This is a genomic window from Nocardia kruczakiae NBRC 101016 (assembly GCF_001612965.1).
Lineage (GTDB): Bacteria > Actinomycetota > Actinomycetes > Mycobacteriales > Mycobacteriaceae > Nocardia > Nocardia kruczakiae.
This window is the reverse complement of the sequence record NZ_BDBL01000008.1, coordinates 166,140-181,121: the sequence shown is the minus strand read 5'-3', so window position 1 is coordinate 181,121 and position 14,982 is coordinate 166,140. Positions and strand designations below refer to the sequence as shown.

Below are 14,982 nucleotides of genomic sequence, written 5' to 3'. Positions count from 1 at the left end.
CGCCCGCGCCTCCGGTGATTCCACCTCGTTCCGCTGCGCGATCGGGCGTCCGACGCCGGTCCGGTACCACTGTGCGACCTCACACGCGGGAACTTGTCCGCACAGGAACTAAACTGGTACCGGATCAACCGGGAATCCGCGTGGTCGATGCTGCCCGTCTGCGGCCGCGTGGACCCCGAAGGCGAGCGAGGAGGTGGGGCCGATGTCGAGCACCGAGAAGCGGCGGCTGGAGGTCCTGCGCGCGATCGTCGCGGACTACATCGCGACCAAGGAGCCGATCGGGTCGAAAACGCTGGTGGACAAGCACAATCTGGGTGTCTCCAGCGCGACCGTGCGCAACGATATGGCGGTCCTCGAGGCCGAGGGCTACATCACTCAGCCGCACACGAGCTCCGGTCGCATTCCGACCGACAAGGGCTATCGCCAGTTCGTGGACAACATCGCCGAAGTCAAGCCGCTGTCGAATGCCGAGCGCCGCGCGATCATGGAGTTCCTCGAAAGCGGCGTGGACCTCGACGACGTCCTGCGGCGCGGGGTGCGGTTGCTGGCGCAGCTGACCCGGCAGGTCGCGATGGTGCAGTACCCGACGGTCTCGGCGTCGACGGTGCGCCACCTGGAGGTGGTGGCCCTCAATCCGGCCCGGCTGCTGCTGGTCGTGATCACCGACACCGGACGGGTCGATCAGCGGCTCGTCGACCTGGGCGCGGTGATCGACGACGAGGATCTCGCCGCGCTGCGCGGCATGCTCGGCAAGGCGATGGACGGTAAGCGTCTGTCGGCTGCCTCGAGCGCCGTCGCGGCACTGCCGGAGAACGCACCCGCCCGGCTGCGCGACGTGCTGATCCGGGTGTCGACCGTGCTGGTCGAAACGCTGGTGGAACATCCCGAGGAGCGGCTGGTGCTGGGCGGCACCGCCAACCTGACCCGCAACGCCGGCGATTTCGGCTTCCCGGGCTCGCTGCGTGCCGTGCTCGAGGCGCTCGAGGAGCAGGTGGTGGTGTTGAAGCTGCTGGCCGCCGCGCAGCAGCCCGGCACGGTGACGGTGCAGATCGGCGAGGAGACCCGGGTCGAGCAGATGCGCGGCACCTCCGTGGTATCCACCGGGTACGGTATGCCGGGTACCGTGCTGGGAGGTATGGGAGTGGTCGGCCCGACCCGGATGGACTACCCCGGCACGATCGCCTCGGTCGCCGCGGTCGCCCGTTATATCGGTGAGGTGCTCGCGGAACGATGAGCCCACCCCGGTAACCGGGATCCGCGCCGGTCGGCAACCGCGTTCGCCGGTCGGCCACAGTGAACATGGCAGCATCGGCTGCTAGCAGGGATGCTGGACGACACCCATTCGGAACAGGACTAGAGACTCAAGTGGCACGGGACTACTACGGAATCCTCGGCGTCGGGCGCAATGCGTCCGACCAGGAGATCAAACGCGCCTACCGCAAGCTGGCCCGGGAACTGCACCCCGACGTCAACCCGGATCCGGACGCGCAGGAGCGGTTCCGCGAGGTATCCACCGCCTATGAGGTTCTCACCGACTCCGAGAAGCGCCGCATCGTCGATATGGGCGGCGACCCGATGGAGTCGGCGGGCGCGGGCGGTGGCTTCTCCGGCGCCGGCTTCGGCGGTCTGGGCGATGTGTTCGAAGCCTTCTTCGGCGGTATGAACGCGACCAGTTCGCGTAAACCGCGCGGCCGGGTGCAACCGGGCGCGGATTCGCTGCTGCGGACCCGGCTGTCGCTGGCCGAATGCGCGGTCGGCGTGACCAAACACCTCACCGTGGACACCGCGGTGCTCTGTGATCTGTGCCAGGGTTCGGGCACCAACGGCAATTCCAAGCCGGTGCGCTGTGAGACCTGCGGCGGCGCGGGTGAGGTGCAGACCGTGCAGCGGTCCTTCCTGGGGCAGGTCATGACGTCGCGGCCGTGTCCGACCTGCCGCGGTACCGGCGAGACCATCCCGGATCCCTGCCGCAAATGCGGTGGCGACGGCCGGGTGCGTGCCCGCCGCGAGATCGCCGCGCCGATTCCGGCCGGTGTGGCCAACGGCATGCGAGTGCGGCTGGCCGCCCAGGGTGAGATCGGCCCCGGCGGCGGCCCGGCCGGCGACCTCTACGTCGAGATCGTGGAGCAGCCGCACGACACCTTCGTCCGTGACGGCGACGATCTGCACTGCACGATTCGGGTGCCGATGGTCGATGCCGCGCTCGGCACCACGGTGGTCATCGACACCATCCTGGACGGGCCCACCGAACTGACCATTCCGCCGGGCACCCAGCCGGGTGAGGTGTCGGTGCTGCGCGCCCACGGCATGCCGAAGCTGCGTTCGAGCTCGCGCGGCGATCTGGTCGCGCACCTGGACATCGTCATCCCGACCAAACTGGACAACAAGCAGTTCGATCTGCTGCGCAAGTATCAGGCGATGCGCAACGGTGAACACACCGAGGTGCTCTCGGCCCAGTCCGAACACAACAGTGGATTGTTCGCGCGGCTGCGCGCCTCGTTCAGCGGTCGCTGACAACGCCGTGGCCGCAACGGTTTTCTACCTCGACGACATACCGCCGGTCGGCGCGGTCGCGGTGCTCGACGGTCCCGAGGGACGGCACGCCGCCACCGTGCGCCGCATCCGGGTCGGCGAGCCGATCACGCTCTCCGACGGCGCGGGACTGCTCGCCGAATCCGAGGTCGTGGCCACCGGGCGGGATCGACTGGATCTGAAGGTACTCGACCGGGTGGTCGCCCCGCCCGTGTCGCCCCCGGTGACGGTGGTGCAGGCACTGCCCAAATCGGATCGCTCCGAACTCGCGGTCGAATCGATGACCGAGGCGGGCGCCGACGTGATCGTGCCGTGGCAGGCCGCCCGGTGTGTCGCGAACTGGGAAGCCAAGGCGCGCAAGGGCGTCGACAAATGGCGTGCGGCGGCCCGGTCGGCGGCCCGGCAGTCGCGGCGGGCCTATATCCCCGAGGTCGCCGATCTGCACCGCACCGCGGATGTGGCCGAGCTGGTCCGGAAAACCGTCGCGGACAACGGTATAGCGATCGCGCTGCACGAATCCGCGGCGGCACGCTTCGCCGAGCTGCCGTTCCCGGAGGCCGCGCCGATCGTGCTGATCGTGGGTCCCGAGGGTGGTCTCGACGAGTCGGAATTGGATGCGCTCACCGCGGCGGGGGCCACCGTCGCGCTCCTGGGGCCGACGGTGCTGCGCACCTCCACCGCCGCGGCGGTGGCGCTCGGTGCGCTGGGAGCCTTGACTCCCCGCTGGTAGTTCGCGGAGCCGGCCCACATCCAACGTGCGGATGATCGCGCCCACTGCCGGCGACAGATCGACGCGGCGGGAAGGTGGCGACGCGGTCACACCGGTGTCGGTGCGTCCGAGTCGGACGCGGGCAAGGACCGTGAGTTCTCGGATCGCCGCTGAATTCCGAGGGCGGCCACCAGGCCCGCCGCGACGACGATCAGCACGCCCACGTACAGCACCAATCCGGCCCACCCGTGCCAGCTGTAGGCCAGGCCCGCCAGTGCTCCGACGATCGAACTGCCCACGTAGTAGGCGAACAGGTACAGCGAGGAGGCGGCCGCGCGATTGCCGTTCGCGGTGGCGCCCACCCAGGCGCTGGCCACCGCGTGCGCCCCGAAGAAGCCCGCGGTGAACAGCAACAGCCCCGGCAACAGGATCGCGAGATGGTCCGGAATGGTCAGCAGCAGACCGAGTCCCATCGTCACGACGGAGATCGCCACCACCGGGAAACGGCCGATCCGATCGGCGAACCGGCCCGCCGCGGTGGACGAGACCGTGCCGGACAGATACATCAGGAAAACCGCACCCGCGGTGGCCGCCGACAAACCGAACGGCGACTGGATGAGCCGGTAACCGAGGAAGTTGTACACCGAGACGAATCCGCCCATCAGCAGGAACGCCAACCCGAACAGCGGCAGCAGCGCCCGGTTGCGCAGATGTGCGGCGAGATCGCCCAGCAGCGCGCCGACGCCGAGGGGCCGTGCGACGAAGTAGCGGGAGGGCGGCAGCATCCGCACGAACCACACCGTGCACAGCGCGGCGCCCACCGCGAAAATCGTTGCGCCCCAACGCCAGGACGCCACCTCCAGGGTGAAGGCGGGAATCAGCCGGCCGGCCAGACCCCCGATGGTGGTGCCCGAGACGTAGATGCCCATCGCCGCGCCCAATCCGGCCGAGCCGATCTCCTCGGCGAGATAGGCCATCGCCACCGCGGGGACGCCGGCCACGGCGATGCCCTGAACCGCCCGGCCCGCCAGCATCACGTCCAGATTCGGGCTGAACGGCAGCAGCAGGCCGATGACGCTGGTCGCCACCGCGGACGCGATCATCACCCGGGTGCGGCCGAACCGCCCCGACAGTACGCTCACCGGCACGATAGCCACCGCCAGCAGACCCGTGGTCAGCGAGACCGCCAGCGCGGCGTGCGCGGGCGTCGCGCCGAAGGCCGTCGACAGGCTCGGCAGCAGCGCCTGCGCGCTGTACATCGACCCGAAGGTGGTGAGTCCGGCCGCGAAGAGTGCGAGGGTGATCCGCCGTTCGTGACGCGCGTCCTCGGCCGTCCGGGCGGGAGCGGTGGTCACGGTCGCGCTGGTCATTCCTCCACCGTGGCTCCGCGCGGCTGGAAAAGGAAATGCATAATGATCGGTAAGTTGATGCAATTGCCGCATTAGGCGAGTTGAGCGCGGGGAGCCTTCCGATGGCGAGTGACGATTTGCACTGGTTTCTGACCCTCGCCGAACTCGAGCACGTGGGCGCGGCGGCCGACCGGCTGCATCTGGCTCAGCCCACGCTGTCGCGCATGCTCGCCCGGCTCGAACAGCGGCTCGGCACGCGATTGTTCGACCGGCGCGGTAAGCGGCTGACGCTCAACGAATCCGGCCGCATCTTCTACGAGCACGCCCGCCGCGCCCAGGCCGAACTGGACGCCGCGGGCCGGGCGCTCGCGGATCTGGCGAATCCGGCGCGGGGGTCGGTGCGGCTGGCTTTCGTCCATTCCTTCGGCGGCCGGGTGGTGCCGGAGTTGATCGCCGGCTTCCGGCGGGTGTCGGGGCGGATCACGTTCCGGCTCGACCAGGGACCCGCGAACGTGGTGGCCGCCGAGGTCCTCGACGGCACGGCGGATCTGGGCCTGACCTCGCCCGAACCCGCGCTACCGGGACTGGGCTGGCGCACGCTGTTCCGGCAGCGCCTCGCCCTGGGCGTGCCGGTCGACCACCGGCTGGCGGGACGGCGGCAGATCCGGCTGGCGGAGGCCGCCGAGGCCGAATTCATCGCCATGCCGACCGGATACGGGATGCGCAGAATTCTCGACGAGCTCTGTGCCGCAGCGGATTTCCGCCCGCGGATCGCACTGGAGTCCAGTGATCTGGTGACCGTTTCGGGTCTGGTGGCGGCGGGACTCGGTGTGGCGTTGCTGCCGTTGGAGGAGCCCGCGGTGCGGGGACCGCAACCCGGGCCGGTGCTGGTCCCGCTGTCGGATCCGGGTGCCGCCCGCGCGGTCGGGCTGATCTGGTCGGCCGATGCGGTGCCCGGCGAGGCGGTACGCACCTTTCGTGACTTCGCCGTCGAATGGGCGCGCCGCGGCGGTCGGTGAACGGACGGTGACGACGAAACTGCTCATCTTCCGGGTGAGCGGCCTCTGAGCTGGGGCTGGAGATCAAATAAGTGGGCGGTGTCGGTGCCGCGCGATAGACTTTGAGAACAGGAGAGGATCCGTTCGAGACCGGAAAGCAGGCCATAGCTCCTTTTGCGAACATCAGGCGATATCGGCGACCCGACAACACCCACGACCGGCATCGGAGCCGGTGCCCCCGGCAACGGTAACGGTTCGGGTCCAGCGGCCCGGACGGTGCGTTCCAGCATCGAACTGGCCCCCGAGTCCGTGTTCGGATTCCTCGGTTCCGCCGACGCGAACCTGCGTGAACTCGAAGGTCTGCTCGACGCCGACATTCACGTACGCGGGAATTCGGTGACCCTCACCGGTAAGGCCGCCGATGTGGCGCTGGCCGAGCGGGTGGTCGAGCAGCTCGTGGCATTGACCGCGCACAACCGCGTCGTCACGCCGGAAGCGGTCCGGCATACGGTCTCCATGCTGACCGAGGGATCCTCCGATTCCCCCGCCGAGGTGCTGAGTCTGGACATCATCGCCCGGCGCGGCAAGACCATCCGCCCGAAGACCCTGAACCAGAAGCGCTACGTCGACGCCATCGACGAGCACACCATCGTCTTCGGCATCGGCCCGGCCGGTACCGGTAAGACCTATCTGGCGGTCGCCAAGGCCGTGCAGGCGCTGCAGAGCAAGCAGGTCACCCGCATCATCCTCACCCGTCCGGCGGTGGAGGCCGGCGAGCGGCTGGGCTTCCTGCCGGGCACGCTGAACGAGAAGATCGACCCGTATCTGCGCCCGCTCTACGACGCCCTGCACGACATGATGGACCCGGAGGCGATTCCGAAGCTGATGGCCTCCGGCGTGATCGAGGTCGCGCCGCTGGCGTACATGCGCGGCCGCAGCCTCAACGATTCGTTCATCATCCTGGACGAGGCGCAGAACACCACGCCGGAACAGATGAAGATGTTTTTGACCCGACTCGGCTTCGGGTCGAAGATCGTCGTCACCGGCGACGTCACCCAGGTCGACCTGCCCGGCGGGACCAGGTCCGGACTACGGGTGGTCAGCGACATCCTCACCGATGTGGACGACATCCATTTCGCGGAGCTCACCTCCAGTGATGTGGTTCGCCACCGGCTGGTCTCGGAGATCGTCGACGCCTACGAGCGCTACGAGTCCGATGCCCGCCCGCAGGTGGCGCGGCACTACCCGGGCGGCAACCGCGCCCAGCGCCGCGCGGCCGACAAGGCGGCTCGCCGCTGAGTTGCCGGAGCGGCTCGCCGCTGAGTTGCCCGAGCGGCTCGCCGCTGATGTGGTGGTGAGCCCCCGCGCGGCCCCCATTAGGCTGGCAGGGTGAGTATCGAGATCGCCAACGAGTCGGGCATCGACGTATCGGAACCGGATCTGGTCAGCGTCGCGCGGTTCGCGATCGAACGGATGGACGTGCATCCGGCGGCCGAGTTGTCGATGGTGCTCGTCGATCTCGATACCATGGCCGACCTGCACATGCGGTGGATGGATCTGCCGGGTCCCACCGATGTGATGTCGTTCCCGATGGACGAACTCGAACCCGGTGGCCGCCCCGACGGCGCCGAACCGGGCCCCTCCATGCTCGGCGACATCGTGCTCTGCCCGGAATTCGCCGCCGCCCAGGCCGGTAAGGCCGGCCATTCCCTCGACCACGAGCTGGCGCTGCTGACCGTCCACGGAGTGCTGCATCTGCTCGGCTACGACCACGCCGAGCCGGAAGAGGAGAAGGTGATGTTCGGCCTGCAGAACCGTCTGCTCGCCGAATGGTACGAAAGCCTGCGCGAGGCCGCCCGCCGTGCCGAACTGGCCGAGCGCGACCGCCGCCTGCTGGGCAAGACCGGATTCACGGCCCCCGGCGATCCGCTGGACCCGGCATGAGCGGTCAGGGCCGTAGGCGGCAGCGCAGCGTCACCACGCAGGCCCCCGATCATGCCGCCGTCGAACACAGCATGAGCGGTCAGGGCCGGAGGCGGCAGCGCAGCGTCACCACGCAGGCCCGAGCTCAGGCGGCCGAGGGCAGAGCGTGAATGCGCTGATCCCGCTGCTGCTGGCGATTCTGCTGGTGCCCGTCGGCGGTGTCTTCGCGGCGATCGATTCGGCGTTGATGACGGTCTCGGCGGCGCGGGTGGAGGATCTGGTCCGCGCCGACCGGCCGGGCGCCCGCCGGCTGGCCCGGATCACGATCGACCGCCCGCGCTATGTGAACCTCATGGTGTTACTGCGACTGACCTGCGAGATCGCGGCGACGGTCCTGCTGGTCGCGGCACTCGGCGAGGTGCTCGGCTGGGGGTGGGCGCTGGCCGTGACCGCGGTGATCATGGTCGTGATCGACTATGTCGTCATCGGTGTCGGCCCGCGCACGCTGGGCCGCCAGCACGCGTATTCGATCTCGCTGGCGGCCGCGCTGCCGGTGCAGGCGATCGGGGCGCTGCTCGGCCCGGTGAGCCGGTTGCTGATCATGATCGGTAATGCCATCACCCCCGGTCGCGGATTTCGCAACGGCCCCTTCGCTTCCGAAGTGGAACTGCGCGAGATCGTCGATATGGCGCAGCAGAGCGGTGTGGTCGACTCCGAGGAACGCCGCATGATCCAGTCGGTGTTCGAACTCGGCGACACCGCGGCCCGCGCGGTGATGGTGCCGCGCACCGAGATGGTGTGGATCGAGGCGGACAAGACGGTGGCACAGGCGATGTCGCTGGCCGTGCGGTCCGGGCATTCGCGCATTCCCGTGGTCGGCGAGAACGTCGACGACATCCTCGGCGTGGTTTATCTGAAAGATCTTGTGCCGTATGCGGATCGGGGCCGCAGCGTGCAGGTGCGGGCGGTGATGCGGCCGGCCGTGTTCGTGCCCGACTCGAAACCGCTCGACGCACTGCTCGACGAGATGCAGCGTCGCCGCAATCACATGGCGCTGCTGGTGGACGAATACGGCGGGATCGCCGGGCTGGTCACCATCGAGGACGTGCTCGAGGAGATCGTCGGCGAGATCGCCGACGAATACGACACCGACGAGATCGCGCCGGTGGAAGAGCTGGGCGAGGGCGTCTACCGCGTCTCCACCCGGCTGCCGGTCGAGGATCTGGGCGAGCTGTTCGGCCTGGAGATCGAGGAGGAGGACGTCGACACCGTCGGCGGCATGCTGGCCCACACGCTGGGCCGGGTGCCGCTGCCGGGATCGGAGGTCGTCGCGCACGGGCTGCTGCTGCGGGGCGAGGGCGGCGCCGATACCAGGGGGCGGGTGCGCGTGCACACCGTCGTCGCGCGCCGGGCGGGGGAGCCGGGCGAACTGTCGGGCGCGCTCGCGGATGCGGTGCGCGGCGACCGTCAGGGGCGGGAAGAGACGTCGAGATACGAGAACGGAGATGGCGATGACCGAGGGTGAAACCGCCGAATTGAACACCGGCGAATTGAGCGCCGAGGACGGCAAACTGCTGGTGCTGGCCCGCGGTGCGATGGGACGCACCGGCGGGGTGGCGGGTGCGGCGATCCGCGATACCGACGGCCGCACCTACGCCGCCGGCACGGTGGACCTGAACGCGTTGTCGTTGTCGGCGTTGCAGGCGGCGGTCGCGGCCGCGATCTCCAGCGGTGCGGAGGGGTTCGAGGCGGCGGTGCTGGTCGGCGGGCAGGATGCCGATCCGGGCGTGGCCGCGGTGCGCGAGGTGAGCGCGTCGGCCGCGGTCATCGTCACCGATCGCAAGGGTGCGACCTACCGCACCGTCGATGCCGGAACCGAGACGGCACGATGAGCGTCCAGCAGCCCGGCGAGGGCGAATTCCGTTCCGGCTTCGTCTGTTTCGTCGGCCGGCCCAATACCGGAAAATCCACGCTGACCAATGCCATGGTCGGCCAGAAGATCGCGATCACGTCCTCGCGCCCGCAGACCACGCGGCACACCATCCGCGGCATCGTGCATCGTGACCACGCTCAGCTGATCCTGGTCGACACTCCGGGACTGCACCGGCCGCGCACGCTGCTGGGGCAGCGCCTCAACGATCTGGTGCGCGACACCTACTCCGAGGTCGACGTGATCGCGCTGTGCATTCCGGCCGACGAGAAGATCGGACCGGGTGACCGCTGGATCGTGCAGCAGGTCAAGCAGATGGCGCCGAAGACGACCCTGCTCGGCGTGGTCACCAAGATCGACAAGGTGGACAAGCCGCAGGTCGCCGAGCAGCTGCTCGCGGTCTCGCAACTGCTGGGCCCCGAGGCCGAGGTGGTTCCGGTCTCCGCGGCCAAGGGTGAACAGGTCGAACTGCTCGTCGATGTGATCGCGTCCAAGATGCCGGAGGGCCCGGCGTTCTACCCCGACGGTGAGCTGACCGACGAGCCCGAGGAAACCCTCATGGCCGAGCTCATCCGCGAGGCGGCGCTGGAGGGTGTGCGCGACGAGCTGCCGCATTCACTGGCGGTGGTGATCGAGGAGATCCTGCCGCGCGAGGAACACGAGGACATGCTCGACGTGCACGCCCTGTTGTACGTGGAGCGGCCGAGTCAGAAGGCGATCATCATCGGCAAACGCGGCGCGCGGCTCAAGGAGGTCGGCACCGCGGCCCGCAAGCAGATCGAGCACATCCTGGGCACCCGCATCTATCTGCATCTGCACGTGAAGGTCGCCAAGGATTGGCAGCGCGATCCCAAGCAGCTGCGCAAGCTGGGTTTCTGATCGGGGCTCCCCGGGGATCGTGCCGTCGTCCTCTGTGATCTCCGTCTCGGGGCGCGCGCGAAACCTGGCGCGCGTCCGGGCAACCGCCCATATCGGATTCGCAGGTGGGCCGTAGTCGAATTGTGATGTGCGATTCCGGTATTTCCGCAGGAGCGGGCGAACTGTGTGCGCACGCACATTGTGAGACGGGCCTACGATCCTGGCGTGAAGTGGATGTCCCGGGCGTTCGGCTCGAAAGAGCTGCCGCCACAAGTGCGTTCGGATCTGGAATCGGAAGGGATCGTCGTATTCGGCCCGGTGAGTGGATCGCTGGCCAGACGCAATTATCGGACGCCACTGCACTACGGTTCCTCCAGTTGGGAGAACATCGTCGGCGGAACCATCGGGATGAGCAGAAAACGCCTGGTCATCTGGGGTAATCAGGAGGCGTTGGTCGACGTCTGGCTGGGACATCCCGCCGTCACCATGGAACTGCAGGGACCCGAGCGCATGCTCGTCGAGGCCGACCGCGGCGCGATCGACCCGATCCGCACCGGCTGGACCACGTTGATGCTGCGCACAATTCACGCACCCCGCATCGCGCAGCTGTATGCCGAGGGACTGCCGCGCAGCGTGTAGAGGTCACGAAGGCCTGGCGCACCCGAGGTGGCGGAGGTCCGGCGATTCGGTGGCCGGGTCGAGTACGTGGCACCCGATCAGTGGCGTGGGGGCGCGGGCACGTCGGGGTGGCGTGGGAGACTGTGAACGTGTTGTTGTATCGGGACCAGGCGATTGTGCTGCGCCAGCACAAGCTGGGGGAGGCCGATCGCATCGTCACGCTGCTCACCCGTCAGCACGGGCTGGTGCGGGCGGTGGCGAAGGGGGTGCGCCGCACCCGGTCGAAATTCGGCGCGCGGCTGGAACCGTTCGCCTATATCGACGTGCAGCTGTATCCCGGACGCAACCTCGACACCGTGACCCAGGTGTCCACCGTGGAGGCGTTCGCCGCCGATATCGTCGCCGACTACGGTCGCTACACCACCGCGTGCGCGGTGCTGGAGACCGCCGAACGTCTCGCCGGTGAGGAGCGCGCCCCCGCGCCCCGCCTGCACACCCTGACCGCCGGCGCCCTGCGCGCGATCGCCGCCGGTCGGCGCCCGCACGAACTGATCCTCGACGCATTCCTGTTGCGCGCCATGGGTTTCGCGGGCTGGGCGCCCGCTCTCGACGAATGTGCCCGGTGTGCCACCCCCGGCCCCCACCGCGCCTTCCACGTGGCCGCCGGGGGAGCGGTCTGCGTGCACTGCCGCCCGCCCGGCTCGGCCACGCCCGCGGTCGGGGTCCTGGAATTGATGAGTGCGCTCAATCGCGGAGACTGGACCGGACTCGACGTGGTTGCCGAGTCCGTCCGCCGCCAGGCCAGCGGCCTCACCGCTGCCCATCTGCAATGGCATCTGGAACGGCAGTTGCGGACGTTGCCGTTGATCGAGCGCTCTCGTCCGCACGAGGCGGCGGAGTCGCCGGCGTCTCGGGTGGGATAGACCGGCCGGCTACCCGAGGTCGGCCAGCTGTGGGACCGCCGGCGCCATGTCCTCGATCCACGCGGCGGGGGAGCCCGTGGTCGGGGTGATCAGCACCGCGTCGATGCCCAGTTTCGCGTAATCGGCCATGCTGCGGACGAATTCGTCGCGAACGTCCGGATTCGGGCGCGGATTGTTGGCCATGATCGTGGTGCGGATGGTGTCGAAATCGCGACCGACGTCGTCGCAGTGGCGGCGCAGCACGTCCAGTTTGTGGGCGACGTCCTCCGGCGACGTGCCGAACAGATTGCAGGCGTCGCCGTACTGTGCGACCAGCCGCAGCGTCTTCTTCTCCCCGCCGCCGCCGATCAGCACGTTCGGGCGATGGATCGGCTGCGGTGAGCACAGCGTCTCGGCCAGCTGGTAGTACTTGCCCTCGAACGGCCCGTTGTTCTGCGGATCCCACATCTGCGCGCAGATCCGCAGCGTCTCCTCCAGCCGCTCGAACCGCTCGGCCAGCGGCGGGAACTCGACCCCGAGCCCGCGATGCTCCCGCTCGAACCACGCGGCCCCGATCCCCAGCGTGGCCCGTCCGCCCGACAGCACGTCCAGAGTGGTGACGATCTTGGCGAGCAGACCCGGATGCCGATAGGTCACGCCCGTGACCAGCAGTCCGAGATCGATCGAGGTGGTATGTGCCGCAAGGTATCCCAGCGTGGTGTATCCCTCCAGCATATTCGCCTCGGCCGGTAGGCCGGTCGGCTCGATCTGGAAGTAGTGATCCATGAACGACAACCAGGTGGCGCCCGCCGCCTCCGCGGCCTGGCCTACGCGCGCCAGCTCTCCCGCGATCGCGGGGGTGCCGCCGTCGATATCGAAGATAGGAATGTGAAATCCGAGCTCCATGGAGTTCTCCTCGTCAGTGACTGACTTCCCGTGGAGCACGCTATGCCCTGGAGCGCACTCCAGGTCAAGAGGTTTCCGGGAATGCGGGCCCTGCGTGCGGCTCGGACGGGGTAATTTCACGTCCAGGTCCCACCAACCCTACGGAGAAAGCTTCGATGTCTCACGAGCTTGTCGAGTTCGATACGGAGAAGGCGCATTCGGCGCGGATGTACGACTACTACCTCGGCGGCAAGGACAACTATCCGGCCGATCGCGAGGCCGCGTCGAAGGTGATGGAGGCGTTTCCGGAGACCGCGCAGGCCGCGCGGGCCAATCGTGAATTCGTCCATCGGGCGGCACGTTTCGCGGCGCGCGACGGTGTGCGGCAGTTTCTCGACATCGGCACCGGAATTCCGACCGAACCGAATCTGCACAACGCCGTGCAGGCCGTCGATCCGCACTGCCGCGTGGTGTACGTCGACCACGATCCCCTGGTGCTGGCGCATGCCCGTGCGCTGATGATCGGCTCGGAGGAGGGGCGTACCGAATACATTCCCTCGGATGTGCGCGATCCGGACGTGATCCTCGGCTCGGAGCAGTTCCGCGCGGTGATCGATCTGTCCCGGCCGGTGGCGCTCAACCTGGCCGCGATCATGCACTTCGTCACCGACGAAGAGGGCGCCTACGACATCGTGCGCACCTATATGGACGCGTTCGCGCCCGGGTCGTATCTCAGCATCACCCACGCCTCGAGCGATGTGAATCCGGAACGGCTCGCGAAGGTGGCGGCGGTCTACGCCCAGGCCGGGATGAAGGTCGCCCTGCGCAACAAGGCCGAGGTCACCCGCTTCTTCGACGGGCTGGAGCTCGTCGAGCCCGGCGTGGTTCCGATGCACCGCTGGCACCCGAATCCGGACTTCTACATTCCGGAGGAGCGCCTCGCGTGGGCCGACGAGGCGTTCGGCATCTGGGCCGCGGTCGGCGTCAAGCCCTGAGCGGATGCGTAGGCGCAGGTCGGCGCGGAAATCCCACGGCACCGGTCACGGGCGGCGCGCGGTGATGCAGGATAGGTGGCGTGATCGGTAACCGCTCCCAGACCACCCGCACGATTCGTCCGCCGTCACCGCACCCGTCGGGCGCCACCCCGCCCGCGCTGCCGCCGGAGTTCGTGCCCAGGCATGTGGCGCTGGTGATGGACGGCAACGGCCGGTGGGCCCAGGATCGGGGGCTGCCGCGCACCGCCGGGCACGAGCGCGGCGAGGCGGTGCTCATGGACACCGTCGAGGGGTGCATCGAGATCGGCGTGAAATGGCTTTCCGCCTATGCCTTTTCGACCGAGAACTGGCGGCGCAGCCCCGACGAGGTCAAATTCCTCATGGGCTTCAACCGCGACGTGATCCGGCGCCGCCGCGACGAGATGCACGAGATGGGCGTGCGGGTGCGCTGGGCGGGCCGGCGACCGCGCCTGTGGCGCAGCGTGATCAAGGAATTGGAGATCGCCGAGGAGCTCACCAAGGACAACACCGTGATGACGCTGACGATGTGCGTCAACTACGGAGGCCGCGCCGAAATCGCCGACGCGGCACGGGAAATCGCGCGGAAGGTGGCGGCCGGACAGCTGGATCCGGAGAAGGTCACCGAATCCACCTTCGCGAAGTATCTCGACGAGCCGGATATGCCGGATGTGGATCTGTTCCTGCGCCCCTCCGGTGAGCTGCGCAGTTCGAACTTCCTGATCTGGCAGTCCGCCTATGCGGAGTTCGTCTTCCAGCACACCCTGTTCCCCGATTTCGACCGCCGCGACCTGTGGGAGGCCTGTGTGGAGTACGCCAAGCGCGATCGCCGGTTCGGTGGCGTGAAGTGAGCAACGATCTGACCGTCGCCCGGGAACTGCAGGCCCAAGCCGCCGCCTGCCTGCGTCGATGCGATATCGCCGTGCGGGAGGAGGACGGTGACGCCCTCGGCTTCGAATACGAGGGCGCCCTGTGCTCGCTGCGCGGCGTCACACTGGCGCCGGGCCTGGACGTCCTCACGCTGACCTGCGTGCTCGCCTGGGATCGCCCCTTGAAGCCGCAACTGCACAAGCGAGTCGCCGATCGCAACAACGCCCTGCAGTTCGGCTCGCTGACGATCATCGCCCACGAGAAGCTCGCCGACGTCCTGCTGCGCTACACCTTCCCGGCAGCCGGCCTCGACGACGACGCCCTGGCGACGATGCTGCTGCTCGTCCTGTCCGGCGCGGGCCGCGCCCGCCAGGGCCTGGTGCCCTGACCGGCGC

17 protein-coding genes are annotated in these 14,982 nt (G+C 68.5%); 15 read left to right on the top strand and 2 right to left on the bottom strand.

Features of this window, described 5'->3' with window-relative positions; translation table 11 throughout:
- Positions 1-202 precede the first annotated feature (202 nt).
- The 3 genes from hrcA to NK1_RS08960 all read left to right on the top strand — a co-directional run bounded on the left by hrcA (position 203) and on the right by NK1_RS08960 (position 3,262).
- Positions 203-1,234, top strand: coding sequence for a heat-inducible transcriptional repressor HrcA (hrcA, locus tag NK1_RS08970; RefSeq protein ID WP_063001029.1), 1,032 nt, complete (start codon positions 203-205; stop codon positions 1,232-1,234).
- A 131-nt stretch (positions 1,235-1,365) separates the two neighbouring features.
- Complete coding sequence (dnaJ, locus tag NK1_RS08965; RefSeq protein ID WP_036499695.1) at positions 1,366-2,514, top strand: molecular chaperone DnaJ; 1,149 nt, start codon at positions 1,366-1,368, stop codon at positions 2,512-2,514.
- 7 nt (positions 2,515-2,521) lie between these two features.
- On the top strand, positions 2,522-3,262 hold the full coding sequence (locus tag NK1_RS08960) for a 16S rRNA (uracil(1498)-N(3))-methyltransferase (RefSeq protein ID WP_063008058.1): 741 nt from the start codon (positions 2,522-2,524) through the stop codon (positions 3,260-3,262).
- 86 nt (positions 3,263-3,348) lie between these two features.
- On the opposite strand, the gene NK1_RS08955 is transcribed toward NK1_RS08960, so the two are convergent.
- Positions 3,349-4,611: an MFS transporter gene (locus NK1_RS08955; protein ID WP_063008057.1), complete on the bottom strand. Its 1,263-nt coding sequence runs from the start codon at positions 4,609-4,611 to the stop codon at positions 3,349-3,351.
- 101 nt (positions 4,612-4,712) lie between these two features.
- Between NK1_RS08955 and NK1_RS08950 the strand changes: the two genes are divergently transcribed.
- From NK1_RS08950 to recO, 9 genes are all read left to right on the top strand, one after another.
- Positions 4,713-5,609, top strand: a complete 897-nt coding sequence (locus NK1_RS08950) for a LysR family transcriptional regulator (protein ID WP_063008056.1) — start codon at positions 4,713-4,715, stop codon at positions 5,607-5,609.
- Between the two features lie 201 nt (positions 5,610-5,810).
- Entirely contained in the window at positions 5,811-6,887 is a 1,077-nt protein-coding gene (locus NK1_RS08945) for a PhoH family protein (protein WP_039777863.1), read from the top strand.
- Positions 6,888-6,977: 90 nt separating this feature from the next.
- Positions 6,978-7,532 carry an rRNA maturation RNase YbeY gene (gene ybeY / locus NK1_RS08940; RefSeq protein ID WP_030512859.1) on the top strand — a complete coding sequence of 185 codons (555 nt, stop codon included), beginning with the start codon at positions 6,978-6,980 and terminating at the stop codon, positions 7,530-7,532.
- The gene (locus NK1_RS34305) at positions 7,529-7,681 is read left to right on the top strand and encodes a hypothetical protein (RefSeq protein WP_157104150.1); all 153 of its coding nucleotides are present in this window, start codon (positions 7,529-7,531) and stop codon (positions 7,679-7,681) included. Before ybeY ends, NK1_RS34305 begins: the two co-directional genes overlap by 4 nt.
- Positions 7,678-9,036 (top strand): hemolysin family protein, encoded by a 1,359-nt coding sequence (locus NK1_RS08935; RefSeq protein WP_063008055.1) that lies wholly within the window; start codon positions 7,678-7,680, stop codon positions 9,034-9,036. The genes NK1_RS34305 and NK1_RS08935 overlap by 4 nt, the downstream gene beginning before the upstream one ends.
- The gene (locus NK1_RS08930; RefSeq protein ID WP_063905943.1) at positions 9,023-9,403 is read left to right on the top strand and encodes a cytidine deaminase-like protein; all 381 of its coding nucleotides are present in this window, start codon (positions 9,023-9,025) and stop codon (positions 9,401-9,403) included. Before NK1_RS08935 ends, NK1_RS08930 begins: the two co-directional genes overlap by 14 nt.
- Complete coding sequence (gene era, locus NK1_RS08925; protein WP_063008053.1) at positions 9,400-10,320, top strand: GTPase Era; 921 nt, start codon at positions 9,400-9,402, stop codon at positions 10,318-10,320. Before NK1_RS08930 ends, era begins: the two co-directional genes overlap by 4 nt.
- A gap of 204 nt (positions 10,321-10,524) precedes the next feature.
- The gene (locus NK1_RS08920) at positions 10,525-10,938 is read left to right on the top strand and encodes a hypothetical protein (RefSeq protein WP_143859879.1); all 414 of its coding nucleotides are present in this window, start codon (positions 10,525-10,527) and stop codon (positions 10,936-10,938) included.
- Positions 10,939-11,066: 128 nt separating this feature from the next.
- Positions 11,067-11,840 (top strand): DNA repair protein RecO, encoded by a 774-nt coding sequence (gene recO / locus NK1_RS08915; RefSeq protein WP_063001025.1) that lies wholly within the window; start codon positions 11,067-11,069, stop codon positions 11,838-11,840.
- A gap of 9 nt (positions 11,841-11,849) precedes the next feature.
- On the opposite strand, the gene NK1_RS08910 is transcribed toward recO, so the two are convergent.
- Positions 11,850-12,725 carry an LLM class F420-dependent oxidoreductase gene (locus tag NK1_RS08910; RefSeq protein WP_039777820.1) on the bottom strand — a complete coding sequence of 292 codons (876 nt, stop codon included), beginning with the start codon at positions 12,723-12,725 and terminating at the stop codon, positions 11,850-11,852.
- A gap of 155 nt (positions 12,726-12,880) precedes the next feature.
- Between NK1_RS08910 and NK1_RS08905 the strand changes: the two genes are divergently transcribed.
- The 3 genes from NK1_RS08905 to NK1_RS08895 all read left to right on the top strand — a co-directional run bounded on the left by NK1_RS08905 (position 12,881) and on the right by NK1_RS08895 (position 14,975).
- Positions 12,881-13,699, top strand: a complete 819-nt coding sequence (locus NK1_RS08905) for an SAM-dependent methyltransferase (protein ID WP_063008051.1) — start codon at positions 12,881-12,883, stop codon at positions 13,697-13,699.
- Between the two features lie 80 nt (positions 13,700-13,779).
- Positions 13,780-14,568: an isoprenyl transferase gene (locus NK1_RS08900; protein WP_036499713.1), complete on the top strand. Its 789-nt coding sequence runs from the start codon at positions 13,780-13,782 to the stop codon at positions 14,566-14,568.
- An 8-nt stretch (positions 14,569-14,576) separates the two neighbouring features.
- Complete coding sequence (locus tag NK1_RS08895; protein WP_036499762.1) at positions 14,577-14,975, top strand: hypothetical protein; 399 nt, start codon at positions 14,577-14,579, stop codon at positions 14,973-14,975.
- Positions 14,976-14,982 lie beyond the last annotated feature (7 nt).